Raw genomic sequence first — 19,395 nt, forward strand, 5'->3', positions numbered from 1 at the left:
TCACCCTAACCCTCTCCCCGAAGGAGAGGGAACTGGTTAGTCTTAACTGAGTGGTATTACGCCCAGAAGGGCGCCTTGTTAACTCCTTGAGAGCGATGATAACCATGCTGACTTCCCGCCAGAAACGGAATCTAGTGCCGTGGATCTTCCTGGCCCCGGCCCTGGTCATTTTCACTTGGTTTAAATTTATCCCGATGCTGCAAGGCTTGGTGATGAGTTTTTACAAGGTGAATTTTAATCAAGCGAACGAGTGGGTGGGGTTTACTAACTTTACCCGCGCTTTCGCGGATACCGGCCTGCATTCGGCGGTGTTCAATACCTTCCTGTATGTGATCGTGACCATGGTGGTCGGGGCGGTGCTGGCCTTTTTCCTGGCGATGCTACTCGAAGGCCCGGCGCGCCACCTGCGCTTTATCCGTACCGCAATCTTCCTGCCTGCGGTGACCAGTGCGGCGATCGTCGCCGAAATGTGGCGCATCCTGTTCAACCCGACACCGAACGGCGTGATCAATCAGGTGCTGAGCTGGTTCGGCGTTGCCGATCAGGGATTCTTGGCGAGTTCCGATCAGGCGCTGTGGGTGATCATGCTGCTGCATATCTGGAAAGCGGTGCCTTACAACATGGTGATTTTTATCGCTGGTTTGGCCGGGATCAGCCGTGACCTGTATGACGCGGCTAATGTTGACGGGGCCAGTTGGTGGAACCGCCTACGCTATGTGACGCTGCCCGGCATGATCCCGGCGCTTTCCGTAGTGCTGATGCTGTCTTTCATCCGGGGTTTCCGCGTGTTTGCCGAGGTGTATGCCACCACCGGCGGCGGGCCTTCCAACGCCACCGAAATGATCATGACGCACATCTACAAGCTCGGTTTTGAGCAGTTTGATTACGGCTATGCCTCGGCGGTGTCGTTCCTGCTGTTTGCCTTCACCGTGCTGCTGACCCTGTGTCATCTCACGCTGAAAAAGCGCATCACCCGCTATTAAGGAGCCCATTATGCTGAGTAAACGTTGGGATACCATTGGCCGCTGGATGATTTATGCGTTGTTGCTGGTGGTGTTCGTTGGCCCGTTTTGGGGCATTGTTGCCACCGCGTTCAGCGCCGCGCCGGTCAAACCGGGTGAACTGCTGCCGTGGCCGAACGCCTTTTCGCTGCAAAACTTTATCTTTGCCTGGCAAGAGATCGGCGTTTGGCAATATTTGCTGAACTCGATGGTGGTGGTCTTTTTCGGCACCATTTTGCAGGTTTCTGTCAGCGCGCTGGCCGCCTATGCGCTGGCCCGCAAAAAGTTTATCGGCGTATCCTTGGTTAGCCTGGTGATCCTCTCCACCATGATGCTGCCGGAAGAGGTGATCGCCATCCCGCTGTATATGATCATCAACTGGCGGCTGCCGGTGATCGATGCCTCGCTGTATAACAGCTACCTCGGGATGATTATGCCGGTGGTGGGTTGGGCCTTCTCCATTTTCGTCTTGAGCGAATTTATGGCTGCCATCCCCAAAGAGCTGGAAGAGGCGGCGCGCATTGACGGGGCCAATGAATGGCAGATTTTCTTCCATGTGATCCTGCCGCTGGTGAAACCGGCCCTCGGCACCGTGGTCACCTTCGGTTTTATCATGATTTGGGACCAGTATCTGTTGCCATTGATTGTGGTGAATCAGGACAGCCTGAACACCATCCCGGTGATCCTCAGCACCCTGCGCACCGACGAAAGCATCACCCCGAACATCTTTATTGCCATCACGTTATTGGCGATGCTGCCCAGCATCATCGTTTATCTCGGCCTGCAAAAACATTTCAACCGCGGGATTATGTCCGGCGCAGTGAAAGGATAAGGAGCGACACATGGGATCCGTTGTATTGAGCAATGTCTGTAAATCGTATGGCGACACGCATGTCATTAAAGATGTCTCTCTGACCATCCCCGACGGCGAATTCTGCGTGCTGGTCGGCCCTAGCGGCTGTGGCAAATCGACGCTGCTGCGTATGATTGCCGGGTTGGAGGAGATCACCGGTGGGCAGGTGGCGATCAATGAAAAAGATGTCACCGACGTGGAGCCCAAATTGCGTGATATCGCGATGGTGTTCCAGAGTTACGCGCTCTACCCGCAAATGTCGGTGCGGGAAAATATGGGCTTCGCGCTGAAGATGGCCAAGCTGCCGAAAGCGGAAATCAACCGCAAGGTGGACGCCGCGGCAGACCTGCTCGGGCTTGGCGTGCTGCTCGATCGCCTGCCGAAAGATCTTTCCGGCGGTCAGCGCCAGCGGGTGGCGATGGGAAGGGCGATTGTGCGCAACCCGCAGGTGTTTTTGTTCGACGAGCCGCTGTCCAACCTGGATGCCAAACTGCGTACCCAGGTGCGTGGTGAGATCCGCGAACTGCATCGCCGCCTGAAAACCACCTCGGTATATGTCACCCACGATCAGATCGAGGCGATGACCATGGGGCAGATGATCGTGGTGCTGCGCGACGGGCGGATCGAACAGGTTGGCAGCCCGCTGGAACTGTACGATCGCCCGGCCAATCTGTTCGTTGCCGGGTTTATCGGCTCACCGGAAATCAACCAGTTAAAAGGGGAAATTGTGATACAGGGCGATGAAACCCTACTGCGCTTGGCGGATGATTCCCGGCTGCGCCTGCCGGTTGGCCTGCAGGTGCGGGCGGGGCAGAAAGTGGTTTACGCCATTCGCCCGGAACAGGTCAACGTGGTGAATGAAAACGAGCATAGCGGTGCGCTGCAAGCCACCATTACCGCCATCGAAAATACCGGTTCGGATATGCAACTGTTCTGCAATACCGGCGGCGGGGCGTTCACGTCGGTATTCAAACAGCGCCTTGAGGTGCGGGAAGGGGAAACGGTGTGGTTGCAACCAAAACTGGCGGGTATTCATATTTTTGATGCTGAGAGCGGGCAGCGCGTACCTTACCATGCAGGATAAAAGAGAGGGACGGATGAAGTTATATACGCTGGACGTCGCTTGCCTGGAAAATGCCCGGCACCGGTTACAGCAGCCTTTTTCGCCGTTGCAGGCCGCGCTGACCCGGTTGGTCAGTGAAGCCGACGCTCTGCGCGGCCAGCCTCTGGAAACGGTGGTGCATAAGAAGCTGCGGCCGGTGAGTGGCGATCCTCACGATTATTACAGCCTGGGAACCTACTGGTGGCCGAACCCGCGTCGGCCCAACGGTTTGCCCTATATCCGGCGCGACGGGCATACCAACCCACAATGTCAGAATAATGATACCGATACCACGCGGGTTCTCCGCATGTGTGAACGCTGCCTGACGCTCGGGTTGGCGTGGTATTTCACCGATCAGCGCAAATATGCGCTGGCGGCAGCCGAACAGATCCGCTGCTGGTTTCTGAATGCCGATACCCTGATGAATCCGCACTTGAACTATGGCCAGGCGATACCGGGCATTGTCTCCGGGCGAGGCACCGGGCTGATCGACACCCGCCTGATGTGGATGGTGATTGACACCATTGGCCTGATAAGTTCTGCGAATGTGTTGGATACCGACGATATTATCGGGTTGCATCAGTGGTTCCGTGATTTCAACCACTGGATGTATCACAGCGAGGTCGGCCATTCCGAATACGTGTGGCACAACAACCACGGCACCTGGTACGACGCACAGCGCGCGGTGAACGCGCTGTTTTATGGCGACAAAGGGCTGGTAGCGCGGGTTATTCAACAGGGCATCACCCAGCGCATGGCAGCGCAGATCGATCAGGATGGCAAACAGACCATGGAGCTGGAGCGGCCGGTGCCGTTCCATTACTCCTTGTTTAACCTGGAAGCGCATTTGCTGCTCAACCGCTATGCGGAACACGTCGAGTTTGATCGCTGGAACGAGATGCGCGACGGCAGAAGCGTCAAATTGGGGATCGATTATCTGGTGCCGTTTATCGCCGAACCGGATTTATGGCCGTACAGCGACTTGCTGGGGATTGTCTGGGACAGTGCGCTGCGCCTGTTACTGCAATCCATTCGCGGTTACCCCAAAGAAACTCGCTATAAAACCGTGTTGGCGGGATTACCGGAAGAGACGTTCAGTTTGCAAGAGCAACTGATGTGGTGTGGCTAGTGGGGGAACGCCTGCCGCTAGGGAGACTTTCCTGATATTTAGGGAAGCTCCCCCGAAACATCGATCACGATGATAAATATGTGTGATTGTTTTTCTGCTGGTATTGTTTCATTCAGCATTTCTTCCATTGATTTCGCACTCGCTGGTTGAGGGTTTGCGTTTGGGGCTTTGGGAATAGCCTTAGGCGCACGTTTCTCGCCGAACCAAAAGACAGCATAAATACCATAGCCAGCCGCATAGGGATCGCGTGTATATAATCTATCAAGCTGAGTTAACGCCGCTGTCCAAACGTCTTGATGATAATCACGCTTTAGTTCAATGGGTATTTTTTGATCTGCGTATTGGATAACGATATCGGCGCGTTTATCCGCCGCCATATGCCCTTCAGGTTCACAGATAATCCCTAAAGGCCGAAGTTGTACCCGAAGATAATCAATCAATACCGTGCAACAACTCTCTTCAGGCTTGGGTTTCTCAACTCTTCCATACTGGTCTTCATTCCAAAATAATTTATATATATCACTATTTTCGTTAGCAATTCGGTAGGCAATATCTTTTAACTGGTCAATAATTAACTGGTGCAAATCTGCAACACTTGCTGGGGCTTGGTTAGATAACGTAAGAATAGCCTTTCTCCAATCGGCCTGTTGAAACAAGGATTCTCTGCGGCGTGTTTGCTGGTTTGATAATGCGTGCAAGAGTGGTTTTTCATAAGTCGATAGTTGTGGCAATTGACGTAACCGAGCCAATGACTCGCCTGCTTGTTGGGTAGCAATCGCAGAGATTGTATTGATTAACCCCTTAATAAGTTCAGAGCCATCCCAAACATCTCTAGTTCCACCGCTTGAACGAGGATAAGGGGTATTAGGGAAATGAATCGCGGCGGTAGTGATGAGTGTTTCAAGTTGCTCTAATGATAGCTCAAATTGTTGATTAGCACCTCTGTGATTAGAACCTGATAGCCGACGAATGAGCCAAATAATGTCAGGGTTTGCGTTAGCTATCAATTCAAAAGCCTCTTGGCAACGCTCAGGGTTGAGTAAATAGTAACTCGCTAGCCATGCTTGATAGCATTTTTCATCTAGTTTGAAGTGAGGGTTAGTGATGGTTTTATCAACAATTTTTTCTAGATCTGTATATGTTTCAGGATGAGCTAGCAAAAATTCTAATAGATCCTCTATATGTGAGGAGTTATTAGGGTATTTATTAATAAGTTTAAATATAGCAGGGATTAGGCAATTGAGATGCAGTGAGTTTTTATTAATAAAATAATTTAGTGCAGGGATGTGCTGACATTTATGTGCCATTGAAACATCTATAATATGAAAGTATGTTTCGATAAAGATATTTAAGCGTTTCTCAATCGCACATTTTTTCCACTCACGCTGATATTGGCATTGTTTGTTTCCTTCTTTTATAAAAGTGCTTAACCTTAACTCTAATGCAAGTAATGTTTGTAACAGTTCATCATCCCACATAGTTATATCAGGGTTAAGTTTCCAGGCTTCATCACCTCCTGCGAGTATTGCATACCACCAAGAAGGATGTTGCCCATCCATTTCAGTTTGAATAATAGTGTCTAAGGTGGGTAGGTCAGGGCTTGCTAATGTGGCTATCAATCCTTTAATTGCATCAGAGACATTCTCCTCACCTAAAGATGATGCAAGACGCTCAATTGGTGATAAGTTTTCATCTACATCATAATATCGGGAGAAGTATATGTGGGATATATAATGAAGCCATCTAAGATGCGATGCTGAGATGATTTCATTACGATACTTATCAAAGTCAGCTTTATCTTCAATCAGCCTATTATTTTTTTCTACTCTTTTTTCATAATCTCTCTGATTCTTTTCTTGCTGCCAACTATTGACTTCGCAAATGAGTGCTGAATTTCTGATATCTAAAAAATCAGGATCACATCCTCCAAACTCCAAAAGAAACTCGAAAGTAGTTTGTGGTGGATGCTCCAATATAAACAAAACAACAAATGATAACTTATATATAAACTGTGTTTTAAGCGTTGATTCGGTATTAATAGAAATGTAATTAATCAAGCGGTTAAGGATTACCTCATGGGTGATAACACCAAGAAGACTTTCTTTTAAATTATGCAAGAATGAAAAGTCTAAATTTGAGTCATTCAATGAGTCAATCGCTTCATCAATGATGTCGGGATATAACGCTTGGTGGTCTAAAAGTTGCTTCCGTAAACTTTTATCTTTTTTATAATAAGAGTAATTGGAGTGAGTATGGTAATTATGAATGCTAAAATATTGCCAAATCTGTTTTGCTGATAATGGATAGTGTTCATCAAAAAGACGAAGTAATAGGTTCTCAATAATAAAAGAAATTTCATTGTGGTTTAATGAAACTGAAAATCTTTCTTCATCGTTGGTTTTTTGGTGTCGATATAGCTCATCAAAAATGATAGGAATATCGCTGGATGGTATAATATCAACAATTGACCACAGTGTTCCTATTGGCAACTTCTCATCTGAGAAATAAAGAGCTGAGATTAGCAACTCACTGATATTCCGTGGCGAAAAAAATGAATTATAAAGGTGACGAATGATGTGACTACGTAATCTAATATCATCAGAACTATCACCAGTAAGATTATGATATATTACCATCACACTTTTCTGTTCTGTTTCACTCAAGTGAATCAGTGCGGTAAGCGCCTCTTCTCTTTCCGAGTAAGACATGCTTTCTGATTTGACAATATCAATCAGATCATCTTTAAGCTCTGGTATTGGAGGGCTGGCAGACAAAGACTCAAGTACAATCATACGTAACACAGGGCTGATATTATCAGCAGTAAGCATCTGATGTAATAACGGTGCCATGGTATTATCAACGAAGCCGTTTAACGGTGAATAAAGACCGGCAGATCTAAACCATGGGTCTTTTTTTGACAACTCAGATAATGTAATTAGAAGTTTTTGCTTATTTGCAGAGGAGAGTGAAGTCGCATCACCATAGGTTAAAATGCCATAAGGATCTGCATTAATAAAAGCATATGCGCTTTCAGGCAGAAAAACGGCCAACCAGGCATGTAATCCTCGCAATTCTGACGAAGGATATCCCTCAAAACCAAGCAAACTTCTTAAACGCCCAAGGGGCAACCCTTGGCGTATCTTGTCAGCCAACCATTTTGCAGCCAAGTATTCCGCTACTGTTCTATGACTATAATCGACGGTATCAACTTCATCGCCTACAGCGAAAATCCTGCGAGATAACGCTGCCTTAACTTTCTCTGGGTCAGCAAAAGGTATTGTTCGATAGCTAGGGTAATCTAGACAATTATCGTTAGACTTTAATGAGATACCATCAACGTCACTTAATAGGCGTAAAGCGCAAATAGCACCAGTAACAGGCTCCAGTTCTTCACTACTGTACCTGCCGGAGGTACGATGGGTATGCTCTTTATTTTCTTCGATTAAAAGAGAGTAAGTTGCAGATTGAAACAGCTCAGTACGTGTTTTAGGCCAGTCACCTGTTTTTACAGTTTCAGCCAGCATGATCAAATTCTGAGGGTTATTAAGAAACTCGGTTACTGAGTGCTTTTCTGCTTCTAAAATAAAGCTGTTTGGATCTGGAACACCTTGATTCTGCAAAATAATTATCTGTTCTTCTTTTGATAGCTGTTGTAAATGTAAAACAACAAAACCGCCATTTTGCTCAAAATAGGGTAAAAATGCGGAAAGGTCAGAATCACCTAACCAATCTTGCGAACGACAAGAGATGCGCACTCTTTTAGGAGAACAAGCAAAGAGTTTTTGTACAATTTTATCAATGACGTCATCATTCTCATAGCTACTGCGTTTTTCATCGAGAGCATCGATGAAGAGCGTTTCTTCTTTATTTACCGAAGGTATATTAAGAAAGCTACGCGTTTTGATAAATCGGCAGCCAGTTTCTTTGGCGCACTGCGTAAACAGATGTGTTTTGCCAGCACCAGGGTCACCCAATAAAACAATATTTGCATAGGTAGCAAAATCATCAAAAGTGTAGTTTTTATCAATCTTCTCGGGCTGTGGCTCAACTTGGCGTACAAACCTGCTTATCATACTGGCGGTTTCCTGGCTATGAGATCAACTCTTTGATGATAAACATAAGACTCAGCTAAAAACAGGCATTTTAACACCGATTGCCCAAGACATTATTTGAACTTTGCATCACCACAATTACAAGTACACAACCTAGTCACACTTCGTTTGTTCTGGCTCCGCTTATTTAGACATCAGTGTTGCTGGAATAAACAAAGCCAGCACAGTGCTGACAATCAGGGAAATTTTTTCGCCCCGAAAACACAGACTAATACGCTGGCTAAGTATAGGAGGCTGAAAGTGCAATGGCTAAGGTCGTCAGCAGCGCAAAGAAAGCATTAGAGCCATCAATTGGATGCAACCAAGGATAGAACGCCCAAGAAGGAATGTTGTAGCGCTTGGCGATAACGCGAAATCTAGGCTGATGTGCGCGTTTTACATGCAGGTAATTACCTGCATATAATCATTCGTGCACAAATACAACGAATGGATATTGACAACAAATGGATGCTGACAAGATTTTTAAGGCGCTGGGCGACCCGACTCGCAGAAAGCTGCTCGACCTGTTGTGTGAAAGCAATGGACAGACGCTGAGCCAACTCTGCGAGCAGTTGGACATGGCGCGGCAGTCGACCACCCAGCACATTGGGATTCTGGAGGCGGCCAATCTGGTGAGCACGGTTTGGCGCGGTCGGGAGAAGCTGCATTTCATCAACCCGGTACCGTTGCACGATGTCTATGAGCGGTGGGTGCGCAAATTCGAACGTCAGCGGCTCAGCCTGCTGTACGACCTGAAGAAGGAACTTGAAGGAGAGTAGTGATGAGCAAAGAGAAGACGAGTTTCGTTTATGTAACCTACATCCGCTCGACGCCGGAAAAGGTGTTCGAGGCCATCACCAAACCGGAGATCGCGCGGCGCTACTGAGGCCATGAGAACGTCTCCGACTGGCAGCCCGGATCGGTCTGGGAGCATGTGCGCGCCGACGAACAGCGCACGGTCAATATTGTGGGCAAGGTGGTCGAGGTGGTGCCGCCGGTACGTCTGGTCATCACTTGGGCGAGCCCATCGCAGGCCAGCGATCCGGCCAGTACCAGCCGCGTGAGCTTTGACATCGAGGCTTACGACGACATGGTGCGCCTGACCGTCACCCACGACGAACTCGAGGCAGGCAGCAGTATGGCCACGGGAATCCAGCGGGGCTGGCCGATTGTTCTTTCCAGCCTGAAGTCGCTGCTGGAAACCGGGCAGGGTATCGATGTCTTCGCCAAGCCGCAGGCGACCTCAAGTGGGAGCCGTTGATGATCCAACTCCACACCGGCGGATGTGCGTGCGGTGCGATCCGCTACGCGACCAAGCACGCACCTATCTTCCAGAACCACTGCCAATGCCGCGACTGCCAGCGGCGAAGCGGCACCGGGCACGGCTCCTGGCTGACCTTTCCCGCGCAGGCGGAAATGACGATCACTGGCGAGGCTGCACACTGGGAGGTCGCGGGCGACAGCGGCAACGTCAAGATCCACGCCTTCTGCCCGGTCTGCGGAACGCCGGTTTACCTGCGTTTTGCCGCGATGCCGGAACTGATCGCGGTCCCTGCGGGTAGCCTGGATGAGCCGGACCGCTTCTTGCCGCAGGCGCTTACCTACAGTGTCCGCGGGTTGGCGTGGGACGCCATTGATCCCTCGTTGCAAGCATTCGAGCAGATGCCGCTCGGCTAGAGTGTGCCATCAATTAAGCCATACGATGGCCGCTACCAGATGGATGTGGTCATGCTTTTACTGCTGACAGAATCTGACAGTGAGGCCATGCAGAATGCTGTGTGACGGTTATCACACCTGCAACTGGAAGTATGACAGGTATACATAAAACACAGAGGAGCAAGACTATGACGGAACGTACTGGAGGATGTGCTTGTGGGGCAATCAGATTCAGGATCACTGCGCCACTCATGGGGGTTGGGGTATGCCATTGTACTGATTGCCAGAAAGCGTCGGGAGGTGCCCCGAATTACGTTGCACTTGCGCCTAAGGCGTCTTTTGAAATCATCCGAGGAGAAGCCAAAGTTTATTGCAGCAAGGGGGAGAGTGGCGATGACGTTGGGCGTGCCTTCTGCCCTGAATGTGGAACCCCACTATGGGGTAAGCCAACTCAGGCTCCGTTTGTTACGGTTAAACTCGGTGCCTTGGATGATAATGCGGATCTGAAGCCAAACTTGCATTTATATGTTGCGTCTGCAGCGCCTTGGCACCTGATGCACGAAGGGGTACCGACTTTCCCTAAAATGCCACCGCCACTAGCATCAGGTGAATAACGCGTTTTTATCCCTAAATAATTTGAGTTGCCGGTAGGTTGCGGTTCGAATTATCTAGTGGTTTTCGAACAAACAACGCCAGCGCTATATTCCGCGCTGGCGCTCAATTATGACACTCAAGAAAACCTCTTCGCGCCAAAGACACATACCAATACGCCTGCCATAACGGCAATCATCGAAAGCTGGACGGTTTCATGCAATACCAACCCCGCCAGCGCGAGGCCAAAAAAGGGTTGCAGCAACTGCAACTGGCCAACCGCAGCAATGCCGCCTTGAGCCAGGCCGCGATACCAGAAAATAAAGCCGATCCACATGCTGAAGAAAGAGACATAAGCCAAGGATATCCATGCACCGCGGCTTACCTCCGGCCAAGCGTTAGGGGCTGAAAGTACGGTAACTAAGGCCGTTAGCGGCAAAGCGATCGCCAGCGCCCAAGAGATCACCTGCCATCCGCCCAGCTTACGCGTAAGTACCGCTCCTTCCGCATAGCCCAGGCCACAAAGTAGAACAGCGGCAACCATTAGCACGTCACCAAGCCATGAATTGCCTGAACCTTGGCTCAGTGCAAAACCCCCGACTAACACACTACCCAACACGGAAAATAGCCAGAAAGCAGGTTTTGGCCGTTCTCCGCCACGTATCACGCCAAAACAGGCGGTTGCCAGTGGAAGAAGGCCGATATAGACCAGTGAATGTGCCGATGTGGTATGTTGCAACGCGAGTGCCGTCAGCAAAGGAAAACCGATCACCACGCCGAGAGCGACAAAAATTAGCGGCAGGATTTCATGCTGCTGCGGTAGTCTCTGCTTCATTATCAACAGCGCGCAAACGGCCAGTAAACCCGCAATGGCCGCTCTGATTGCCGTCAGGAAAACCGGGTCAAACTCAAGCACTGCCACACGCGTTGCGGGCAAAGATCCACTGAAAATCAACATGCCTAAAAAGCCATTAATCCAACCCTGAGTCGGGTTATTGAGATTATGGGTACTGACCGTTGCGATGGTATTTTCCGTATTCCCATTCATTCTGATACAACTCCACTCTTTTTATATCGTTAATGGTTTTAAGATGCAGATGCTCCTTGTTTCTACCAGAAATTGCCTGGCAGACAACGGTAAAACAATATCGTATTTTCAGGCTAAGTGGTTTAGAGAGATTCGTGATACTGCAAGTTGCAAAAGAGACAGGCGCTGCATGGCAACGCCTGGGTATTGAAGGGGAGAAACGACAAATTAGTTAAACGTGACCAGCATTTCTGTTGAGGCATCAACCGGGCCAATAGGTAAACTGGTGCCACCAGAGCACAACCGCCAGGTCACTTGGTTATTGGTTATTTTGGTGGCCTCGGTACTGGTGATACTCCCCACTTTGAGCTGGGTATTATTAAACGGAATGCCAGTGGTTGCGTTACAATCACCGCTACCCGTCACGCCGTTATCGATTTCCCCGGTGATATAGCCACCGCCCTGGGTGAGTGCCAAGCGGGTAGGCGTTGCCGAATACAGGCCGCTGATGGCACGGAACTGAACGTTAATATTGGCATTAATCCGGTCCGTATCCTGTGAACAGGACACCGTTAAGGGATAAGTCAAACGTGCCAACTCACTGCCAACCTGGGTATTACGCTGCACACCGCCAAAGTTAATATTGGTGGTGGTGGCCACGGTGCAGGCCAATGTGGATATGCGCAGAGTGATCGCCGCCGGTAAAATTACTGCACTTTTGTCATAGCCAGCAGAGGCAGTATAACTCCCTGCGTACATGGCAGGAATGGTGATTTCCCCACTTTTTTGATCGCCAGTGGCAACCATGACCCAGGTTCCTGATATGTTGACATTCCGGTTATAGTTTGCGTCATAAAAATAGGTTATGGCTTCGCTTTGGCGCGGAGGTAAGCACCATTGTTTTTGTGGATCGTAAATAATCGGGTTGGTGATGACGAATCCGGTGTCTGTTCTGCCTTCCGTTTTGGGTAATCCTATTGTACCGGTTAGTGTTTCCAGTGTGCTGATACCACCTACAGTAGCACGGTATTGTGCGTTCCCGGTCGCTCGGGGAATTAACCCTACCCCTGGCGCGATCTGAAATGCGGAATAGCCCGCAATAGCGGTGAGAGCGGAAGCAGACATACAGGTTGTTGATAGATTAGATATAGCTATCATACCATTCGTAGCCAGCATTCTTGATGATCCCATTATGCCCCTTAGCGTTACGTTAAACGGTTCCCCTTCCCATACTATTCCGCTGTTTTTACCGATGGTAATAACCTGGGTTGCAGAGGTGGCTGGTGCAGATATAAGGAGTAACGTCAACATGGGCAGCAGGCGCAGAGCGCCACTATTGTGCCGGTTGTGGCGAAATGATGTGAGTTTGCGAATTCTTTTCATGGTCTTTATCTTCCTGTTCTCGCGTTCTGTGATACTGCTTGTGGCCCTTAGGGATGCCATGGGGTGTTTATTTTCCTTGGCAAAGTAGTGTCAGCATATGTATCGGGTTATTGGCTGATGGCGCTGAAGCGTTTTTCAGGTTGAAAGAGGTTTGGCACTGCTGATTGGCCTCTTTGCCCCAGGTCACCTTGAGTTTTCCTTGTTCCGGCAGGCCGCTCAGGTATACCTGGCCAGCTTCGCCGACAATCCCGGTATTGGGTTTGTTGGTCGCCGTGTTCTCTACGGCCACCAGCGCGCCGAACGGCACCGGGGTGTTGCCAGCCAATTGCAGCGTCATCAACACCTGATAACCCACCTGTGTGGCGAAGTTGGCGACCACCACGGCACCCTTGGTTGGGTAGATGTTCAGGCTCGATTGCGTCACATCCACATCGTCCGGCAAGGTAGCCGGATTCAGGCCGACGTTGTTGAGCTGATAACTCGACAGGTAGGGCACCACCGCATAGCCACGGCTGTCTGTGCGGATGTTGCCGTTCATCACGCTGGTGCCCTTGGCTCCCGGTGCGCTGACGACAGCTACGGAGTTGCCCAGCATCTGGCCGAATGTCACGCCTTCCGGATGCACGACGATGCCCCCGTTGCCGCTCAGGTTCAGGGAACGATTCTGGTTGTTGTAGCTATAGCCCATGCTGGCGGACCCTTTGCTGCCTTGATAACCGGCATTCAGCGTGCTGCTGTTATTGCCTTGCCCATTGGACCAACCCTGCATCACGCTGTAGGAGAGGCGGCTATCGAGCGCGCTGCCGCTAATCCCGGTCTGCTGCTGTACCTGCCCCTGATTGTCGTGGGTCATCTGGTAACTGGCATAGGTATTACGCAGGGCAGGTGAGGCGCTGAACAGGTTCAACGGTACCTGCATGTTCAGCGATAGCTGCCGGTTCTCTGGCCAACTGCTATCCCCTTTTAGCCGGTCAATACTGTAGGCCAGGCCGTAACTCACACCGCGGTAACTGCCGTTGTAACCCGCCGACACCGTATTCAGCACTTTGTCATTGCCCCAGAAATCATTGCGGGAGGCGGACAGATACAGTGAACCCCATGAGTCCAGTTGCTGACAGAGCCGCACCTGGAAATTGGAGCGCTGGCGTTCCAGCGCCCAAGGGACTTGCCCATCGCTGAGCTGGAAGCCGAGATTGTTAAAGTCAGAGAAACTGTAATAGTGGCGAGTCGAGTAGCGGTAAGCGGTCAGATCCACCGCCGTGCCGGTACTCAGCAGGCTTTTGGCATAACGCAGCCGGTAAGAATAGCCTTGCTGATGATCGTCCTGCCCGTGCAGTTTGGCGTTGGAGGCGGTGATGTCTGCCGACAGCGCACCGAAGCTACCCAATGAGAAACCGCTGCCTGCCACGGCGGAGGCATAATCTTTGGCCAGCAGCGTGCCGCCATACAGGGTGACATCGTGGGGCAAGCCATAAATGGCTGTGCCCAGCACAAACTCCGCCTGCTGTGAACCGACCGTGATACCCCCGTTGTAACGGCCTGCCGTCACTTCATATTTCAGGCTGCCCTGCCGCCGCATCACCGGGAGCGATGAAAAGGCCAGCGTCTGGGTGCGGACGGTGCCATCGGCCTCGTTAATGGTGAGCAACAAGTCACCCGCTTGCCCGGTCTGGAACAGATCATTGATACGGAATGGCCCTGGCGCAACGTACGTCTGATAGACGACATTACCGTTCTGGCTCACCGTGATGCGTGCGTTGGTCTGCGCAATGCCGCTGATGATCGGCGCAAAACCGCGCAGGCTGCTGGGCAGCATATCGTCACTGGAATTAAGCTTGACCCCGCGAAACGGGATGCTGTCAAACACGTCGCTTTCAGTGTTGCTTTCCCCTAGCAGAATTTCTGAGCTCCACGGTTTGATATCGCGCTGCAGATAAGTGTTGGAGAACTGGGTGCTCTGGGTGGTTGGCCCCGCCATATTGCTCTGGCTATTGGTGTTGCGAGAGTAGGTCATGTTGCTACGAAGACGCCAGGCTTGCCAGTTAGCACCGCCTTGCACGTTGGCAAACAGGTTAGTCTGGGTGTTACTTTCCATGCCAGCTTGTTCATTCTGCCAGTTGCGCCCGCCATTCAGGTTATAGTTGAACAGCAGTGCAGGCACTCCGTGATCCCATAAATCGGGGTTAACCGACCCTTGCGCATTAGGCTGCATCGCCACCTGCGGGATGCTGATATCCAGGCGCAACTGGGCAAAATCAAACTGGATTGTTGCCTCAGGAATCAGGGCTGCAAGATCGTCAACGGGTTTTTCCGCTGATAACCCGGCAAAGGTCGGCAAAGCCTGCGTGTTCACGCCCAATTGGTGCAGGAAATCTGGCGTGAGTTGCGGCTGAATATCGCCATTACCATTCGCCTCGAATACCAAGGTGTGTTGCCCCTGGTCTATCTGGTTGATAAACAAAGAGACGGTATAGGTGCCTGGCGGCGTTTTCCCCGATGTTCCAAAAGTGCTCAGATCCACAGCGGCCGCGTTGGTTCCCCCCAAGGAAAGTAACCCAGGGTCAAAATAGTCTTGGGCTATGGCTGGGCTACCTACCAGGAGTGTTGCTCCTGCCAGCACCGGCAATAATGTGAGTTCGGTATGTCGTGTTGTCATTATTATCATGTCTATAACGAAATCCAGGTAATTGTTTTTATTGTGTTATTTTAGAGAAACCTACAGGGGGCACTGCTCGGTGGGGGTATCCCAACCATCTTCATCAATCAGTCGCCATGCTACGTTGCCAGCGGCAGCGCTTGGCAGGGCGTAACGCTGCTGGCCTTTAGGGGGAACCATCAAGCGCAACTGCGCCTTATCCAGCGCTGCTGTTCCTACCTTCAGGTGTGAGAATGTCAGCCAATAGGGTGTCGGGTTCTCTACAATCAATTGGTTCCCCTCACGGCGGAATTGCAGCTTAGGGGCCATGTCGGCAACGGCACGTTTAACCAGCCCTGCCGGGCGGTAAAACACTTTCATATTGCTGATGACCGTCAGCACCATCTGCTTCTCTTCCGTGCGCTGGTCCGGTGCCGCCTGGGCGGGGATCGCTTTCATCGAGATAAAGAACACCGATTCACGATCGGCCGGTAACGCCTCGCCATTACGGCGAATACGCAGCGTCAGATCGCTATTGGCCTCAAGACGCGCCAGCGGTGGGGTGACAATAAACGGCATGGCAGGATGTTCGCCCTCGGCCACATTGCCGGTCGCTGGATCAACCGGTTGTATCCACGACTGCATCAGATAGGGATAAGGGGTGGTGTTATTGGCCGTCAGGGTGACCCCTTTTTTGTCGCTCTCAAGATAAATCACGCGCAGCACCTGAAAGGAAATCCCCTTCGGATCAGGGGGGGTCTGTGCGTGAACGGTACTGACACCGGCCATTAACAGACAAAAGGCCAGACCGACAAAGCGCCAACGAAGTAAAACGTTCATTATGATGTTTCCTATAGCGAGGAGAGAGTCTGTTGGCATGGGGTGGATAACCCACCGTAATCAGTCACCGTCTGCCATTCGGCCTGTGTGACTTGCCCCTGAGCCGTGTAATTCTGCGCACTCATCGGGGCCAGCATTGATGGCTGGGCATCAAGGTTGACGGGCTTGCCGTTGAATTTCAGGTGCCCTAACGTCTGGAAATAGGGCGTCGGGTTCTCGATCCGCACACCGTTCATTGCCGAACTTAGCCGTAGGCCACAAGTTGGCGCCATTTTCAGATCTGCCGGGCGATAAAACAGTTTGATCACAAAACGTACCCCCATAGAAACCCGAACCATGGGGAGCTCTTTACCGGAGTGAGCGGGTATGGCGATAACGGCAAGGTAAAACAGTGACTCGCGATCGGCGGGCAGGGCAGTACCCTGCGGGATAATCCGCAGCAACTGCTGGTTGTCGGGTTTAAGTGAAAACACCGGTGGCGTCACGATAAAAGGCGCTGCGGTGCTATCGTCAGGCGTTTGCTGCACCCGGCTTTGGATCAGGTAGCTCTGCTTAGCGGTATTTTTCACCGCCAAGGTTTGCGCTTTATCAGTAGATAAAAAGATCACCCGAGTCTGGCTCAGGCTGATCCCGCCAGCAGGGCTCTGTGCTGCCAGGGTGGGGGCTGAACTCAGCAAACACAAACCGCTAATAGCCACCGCACGATAAAGATGAGTCAAGAACATAGCAGCCTCAGCGATAGGCCAGGTTAAACAGGACACGCGCCGTCAGGGTACCCGGCGTTGGGCGTTCGCTGGTGCATGCCAGGCTGCCGCAGGTGATCCCGGCATAAAACCTGATGTTCTGATCGGGGGGATTTACCCCTGCTGCTGCCAGCGGGATATTGTCTCCATTTTTGACTTCTGTACTGCCATAACCGGGTGGCACATCCGTCTTCACCAGCATGACTCCCACACCGGAAGTGGTGGAGTCGCTGCTACGGAATAACCATTTGCTATCGCGTGCGATCCCATCACCGCTGACGTTGACCACCGGAGCAAGGGCGGCATCGGTTCCGCTGCAATCCTGCACGGTAAGGGTAAAGGGCTGGGCGGCCTGCAAGGTTGCAGGTGCTAACTGTGACAGGTGAACAGAATCCAGCGCCAGCGTGCTTTTATCCAGGTTAAAGGTGCATGTTCCTGGGTTGAGTATAGCGGAAAAATTGAGCGTTACTGCCTGAGCAGGCGTGCCAACCAGGGCCGACAGCGCCCACATTGCCAGCAGAATAGCTCTCTTATGACAGGTTATGATTGAACGCACTGATCCCACCTTCATCGTTAATGGTTTTCCACTGTACTGCGCCCTGCGTCTTTGCCGTTGGGTAGGTATGGCTGCTGAACGGTGCCAGCATAAGGGCCGCAGGCGTGTCCAATTTGAGTGCCTGCCCACCAATGCTGATCTCGGCAAAGCTGACAAAGTACGGCGAGTTATTACTGACCTGAATTCCCCCTTTGCCGCGGGAAAACTGCAGATTCTGTTGTGCTGCCAGGGAGGTAGAAGGCAGATTGTTTGGGCGATAGAACATTTTTATGATGTTACCGATCCCAAATTGAGCAGCGCCGTGTACCCCGGTCTGTTGATTGCTGGATTGGGGGGCCGTGCTGGCAGGAATAGCGCTGGCATGGAAATAGAACACCGATTCACGATCGGTCGGCAAGGTTGCTCCTTGCGCCACAATACGGATCTGATTAACGCTATTGGGTTCCAGGCGAAACAGCGGTGGCCGGGTTTGAAACGGCGCTGGCTGACTTCCATCCTGTGAACCGCTGATTCTGGTCTGCACCAGGTACGGTTGTGTGGCCATGGTATTGCGCACTGTGACACTGATACTGTCAGCGCCCTGGGGGTAAATCAGGCGGGTTGCGTTGATACCAAAACCACCGGTTTGAGCCACAGCAAGTAAAGGTAGCGAAGCGAACAATACTGAGAACAGTGAGAAGATACGGGACATATAACGATTCCTGAGTGCGAGAATTAGGGGGCATGAACTGCCCCCTGGGATAAATCAGTTGTAGGCAAAGCTGAACAGGATTGGAGCGTTGATAGCACCGATATCCACCCCGGTGGTCGTGGTTGATGCCAGACCCGCCTGCAGGCTCAGAGTTTTACCGTTGAAGTCGCCTTGTGCTGGAGTTGCGCCAGCAGTCGCCACCAACAGTTTGTCTCCGCTCTTGATATAAGTCCCTGCTGGAGCAGAAGCCAGGCGCAGCATCACACCGGTGTTGGTGCCAGTGCCGTTAAAGATATTCGGGTTACCGCCTAGAGTCTGGCCAGTCACCACCAGATTAGCGGTATCGCCACCAGACAGAGGAGTCTGGCAGTTGTTGACACCGACGGTGAATGCCTTCTGGCTTGCTACGATTGGCGTTGCTACCGCAGTAAAGTCGGCTGGCGTATAGTTGCCCAGATCCAGATTGTTGGTAGACAGGCTGACGTCACAGGTTGCAGCAACAACGGTACCTGTGATAGTGATTTGGGCGTTAGATGCCGCTTGAGCGCCACCAGCGCTAGCCAACAGCAACAGAGCAACTGGGGTCATGGTTGATAAAATCTTACGCATCATATTTCCTTATAGAGATAATTATATTCCGGATATCCGGAGAGGTTGTGTGGCATAGATATATGTGCCACAGGGAGCATAGGTTTATGTAAATAATAAATATTTACACCTGGTGTGGATATAGAGAAGAATAGAGTGAAAACGTTAAGCGATGAGTGATGGTTCTATCTTGCGCAGGGTCATATTGCGAATGTTAAGGTCACTATCTTGCTACGTATCTTTTGGTTTCATTCTTCTGAAATCAATCTCTGGAATAAAGTCCTGAAAATGATCTCTGGTGTGCGTATATCCTGATTTACTTTTATGGTGAGTGATAAAACACCGTTTTATTAAGAAGGTTATTACTTTCTTAATGCGGCGGATTGTAAAGTGAGCTTCTGGATATTGGGAGATGATATTTTGTTTTATGTGATGCCTTGATTTATATTTTTGAAATAAAATCAAGGGGGAAGCATGGCATGGATATCGTTTTCTACCCCTAAGTAGTT

Annotated in this window: 17 protein-coding genes; 8 read left to right on the forward strand and 9 right to left on the reverse strand. The window is 50.9% G+C overall.

Features of this window, described 5'->3' with window-relative positions:
- The first annotated feature begins 95 nt into the window (after positions 1-95).
- Genes ACX9GT_RS10170 through ACX9GT_RS10185 form a run of 4 tightly spaced genes read left to right on the forward strand, consistent with a single transcriptional unit; the run spans position 96 to position 4,085 of the window.
- Complete coding sequence (locus ACX9GT_RS10170) at positions 96-983, forward strand: carbohydrate ABC transporter permease (RefSeq protein WP_473190953.1); 888 nt, start codon at positions 96-98, stop codon at positions 981-983.
- A 10-nt stretch (positions 984-993) separates the two neighbouring features.
- Positions 994-1,833 (forward strand): carbohydrate ABC transporter permease, encoded by an 840-nt coding sequence (locus ACX9GT_RS10175; protein WP_076942133.1) that lies wholly within the window; start codon positions 994-996, stop codon positions 1,831-1,833.
- A gap of 10 nt (positions 1,834-1,843) precedes the next feature.
- On the forward strand, positions 1,844-2,938 hold the full coding sequence (locus ACX9GT_RS10180) for an ABC transporter ATP-binding protein (protein WP_473190954.1): 1,095 nt from the start codon (positions 1,844-1,846) through the stop codon (positions 2,936-2,938).
- A gap of 13 nt (positions 2,939-2,951) precedes the next feature.
- Positions 2,952-4,085, forward strand: coding sequence for an alginate lyase family protein (locus ACX9GT_RS10185; protein ID WP_473190955.1), 1,134 nt, complete (start codon positions 2,952-2,954; stop codon positions 4,083-4,085).
- A 38-nt stretch (positions 4,086-4,123) separates the two neighbouring features.
- On the opposite strand, the gene ACX9GT_RS10190 is transcribed toward ACX9GT_RS10185, so the two are convergent.
- The gene (locus tag ACX9GT_RS10190; protein ID WP_473190956.1) at positions 4,124-8,158 is read right to left on the reverse strand and encodes an NACHT domain-containing protein; all 4,035 of its coding nucleotides are present in this window, start codon (positions 8,156-8,158) and stop codon (positions 4,124-4,126) included.
- A gap of 482 nt (positions 8,159-8,640) precedes the next feature.
- On the opposite strand from ACX9GT_RS10190, the gene ACX9GT_RS10195 reads away from it, so the two are divergent.
- The 4 genes from ACX9GT_RS10195 (at position 8,641) to ACX9GT_RS10210 (ending at position 10,446) form a co-directional block, all read left to right on the forward strand.
- Entirely contained in the window at positions 8,641-8,955 is a 315-nt protein-coding gene (locus ACX9GT_RS10195) for an ArsR/SmtB family transcription factor (protein ID WP_473190957.1), read from the forward strand.
- A 155-nt stretch (positions 8,956-9,110) separates the two neighbouring features.
- A complete protein-coding gene (locus ACX9GT_RS10200) occupies positions 9,111-9,437 on the forward strand; it encodes an SRPBCC domain-containing protein (protein ID WP_473190958.1) in 327 nt (108 codons plus the stop codon).
- Positions 9,437-9,853 (forward strand): GFA family protein, encoded by a 417-nt coding sequence (locus ACX9GT_RS10205; RefSeq protein WP_473190959.1) that lies wholly within the window; start codon positions 9,437-9,439, stop codon positions 9,851-9,853. Before ACX9GT_RS10200 ends, ACX9GT_RS10205 begins: the two co-directional genes overlap by 1 nt.
- Before the next feature lie 230 nt (positions 9,854-10,083).
- Positions 10,084-10,446: a GFA family protein gene (locus tag ACX9GT_RS10210; RefSeq protein ID WP_473191557.1), complete on the forward strand. Its 363-nt coding sequence runs from the start codon at positions 10,084-10,086 to the stop codon at positions 10,444-10,446.
- A gap of 116 nt (positions 10,447-10,562) precedes the next feature.
- Here the strand turns inward: ACX9GT_RS10210 and ACX9GT_RS10215 are convergent, their stop codons facing one another.
- The 8 genes from ACX9GT_RS10215 to ACX9GT_RS10250 all read right to left on the reverse strand — a co-directional run bounded on the left by ACX9GT_RS10215 (position 10,563) and on the right by ACX9GT_RS10250 (position 18,907).
- Positions 10,563-11,471 carry a DMT family transporter gene (locus ACX9GT_RS10215; protein WP_473190960.1) on the reverse strand — a complete coding sequence of 303 codons (909 nt, stop codon included), beginning with the start codon at positions 11,469-11,471 and terminating at the stop codon, positions 10,563-10,565.
- A 207-nt stretch (positions 11,472-11,678) separates the two neighbouring features.
- Positions 11,679-12,257, reverse strand: a complete 579-nt coding sequence (locus tag ACX9GT_RS10220) for an adhesin (RefSeq protein WP_473190961.1) — start codon at positions 12,255-12,257, stop codon at positions 11,679-11,681.
- A 643-nt stretch (positions 12,258-12,900) separates the two neighbouring features.
- Positions 12,901-15,489: a fimbria/pilus outer membrane usher protein gene (locus tag ACX9GT_RS10225; RefSeq protein ID WP_473190962.1), complete on the reverse strand. Its 2,589-nt coding sequence runs from the start codon at positions 15,487-15,489 to the stop codon at positions 12,901-12,903.
- Positions 15,490-15,549: 60 nt separating this feature from the next.
- Positions 15,550-16,308, reverse strand: coding sequence for a fimbrial biogenesis chaperone (locus ACX9GT_RS10230; RefSeq protein WP_473190963.1), 759 nt, complete (start codon positions 16,306-16,308; stop codon positions 15,550-15,552).
- A gap of 11 nt (positions 16,309-16,319) precedes the next feature.
- Positions 16,320-17,033 (reverse strand): fimbrial biogenesis chaperone, encoded by a 714-nt coding sequence (locus tag ACX9GT_RS10235; RefSeq protein WP_473190964.1) that lies wholly within the window; start codon positions 17,031-17,033, stop codon positions 16,320-16,322.
- Positions 17,034-17,040: 7 nt separating this feature from the next.
- Positions 17,041-17,607 (reverse strand): fimbrial protein, encoded by a 567-nt coding sequence (locus tag ACX9GT_RS10240; protein ID WP_473190965.1) that lies wholly within the window; start codon positions 17,605-17,607, stop codon positions 17,041-17,043.
- Positions 17,582-18,298 carry a fimbrial biogenesis chaperone gene (locus ACX9GT_RS10245; RefSeq protein ID WP_473190966.1) on the reverse strand — a complete coding sequence of 239 codons (717 nt, stop codon included), beginning with the start codon at positions 18,296-18,298 and terminating at the stop codon, positions 17,582-17,584. The genes ACX9GT_RS10240 and ACX9GT_RS10245 overlap by 26 nt, the downstream gene beginning before the upstream one ends.
- A 54-nt stretch (positions 18,299-18,352) precedes the next feature.
- Positions 18,353-18,907, reverse strand: coding sequence for a fimbrial protein (locus ACX9GT_RS10250; protein ID WP_473190967.1), 555 nt, complete (start codon positions 18,905-18,907; stop codon positions 18,353-18,355).
- Positions 18,908-19,395 lie beyond the last annotated feature (488 nt).

This window comes from Serratia sp. YWN4, from assembly GCF_055790845.1.

Coding starts and splice junctions, on each gene's coding strand:
- ACX9GT_RS10225 (WP_473190962.1), bottom strand. CDS start 15,489: ATGACAACACGACATACCGAACTCACATTATTGCCGGTGCTGGCAGGA.
- ACX9GT_RS10180 (WP_473190954.1), top strand. CDS start 1,844: ATGGGATCCGTTGTATTGAGCAATGTCTGTAAATCGTATGGCGACACG.
- ACX9GT_RS10195 (WP_473190957.1), top strand. CDS start 8,641: ATGGATGCTGACAAGATTTTTAAGGCGCTGGGCGACCCGACTCGCAGA.
- ACX9GT_RS10210 (WP_473191557.1), top strand. CDS start 10,084: ATGGGGGTTGGGGTATGCCATTGTACTGATTGCCAGAAAGCGTCGGGA.
- ACX9GT_RS10250 (WP_473190967.1), bottom strand. CDS start 18,907: ATGCGTAAGATTTTATCAACCATGACCCCAGTTGCTCTGTTGCTGTTG.
- ACX9GT_RS10175 (WP_076942133.1), top strand. CDS start 994: ATGCTGAGTAAACGTTGGGATACCATTGGCCGCTGGATGATTTATGCG.
- ACX9GT_RS10185 (WP_473190955.1), top strand. CDS start 2,952: ATGAAGTTATATACGCTGGACGTCGCTTGCCTGGAAAATGCCCGGCAC.
- ACX9GT_RS10190 (WP_473190956.1), bottom strand. CDS start 8,158: ATGATAAGCAGGTTTGTACGCCAAGTTGAGCCACAGCCCGAGAAGATT.
- ACX9GT_RS10235 (WP_473190964.1), bottom strand. CDS start 17,033: ATGTTCTTGACTCATCTTTATCGTGCGGTGGCTATTAGCGGTTTGTGT.
- ACX9GT_RS10170 (WP_473190953.1), top strand. CDS start 96: ATGATAACCATGCTGACTTCCCGCCAGAAACGGAATCTAGTGCCGTGG.
- ACX9GT_RS10205 (WP_473190959.1), top strand. CDS start 9,437: ATGATCCAACTCCACACCGGCGGATGTGCGTGCGGTGCGATCCGCTAC.
- ACX9GT_RS10215 (WP_473190960.1), bottom strand. CDS start 11,471: ATGAATGGGAATACGGAAAATACCATCGCAACGGTCAGTACCCATAAT.
- ACX9GT_RS10220 (WP_473190961.1), bottom strand. CDS start 12,257: ATGGTTGCCACTGGCGATCAAAAAAGTGGGGAAATCACCATTCCTGCC.
- ACX9GT_RS10245 (WP_473190966.1), bottom strand. CDS start 18,298: ATGTCCCGTATCTTCTCACTGTTCTCAGTATTGTTCGCTTCGCTACCT.
- ACX9GT_RS10230 (WP_473190963.1), bottom strand. CDS start 16,308: ATGAACGTTTTACTTCGTTGGCGCTTTGTCGGTCTGGCCTTTTGTCTG.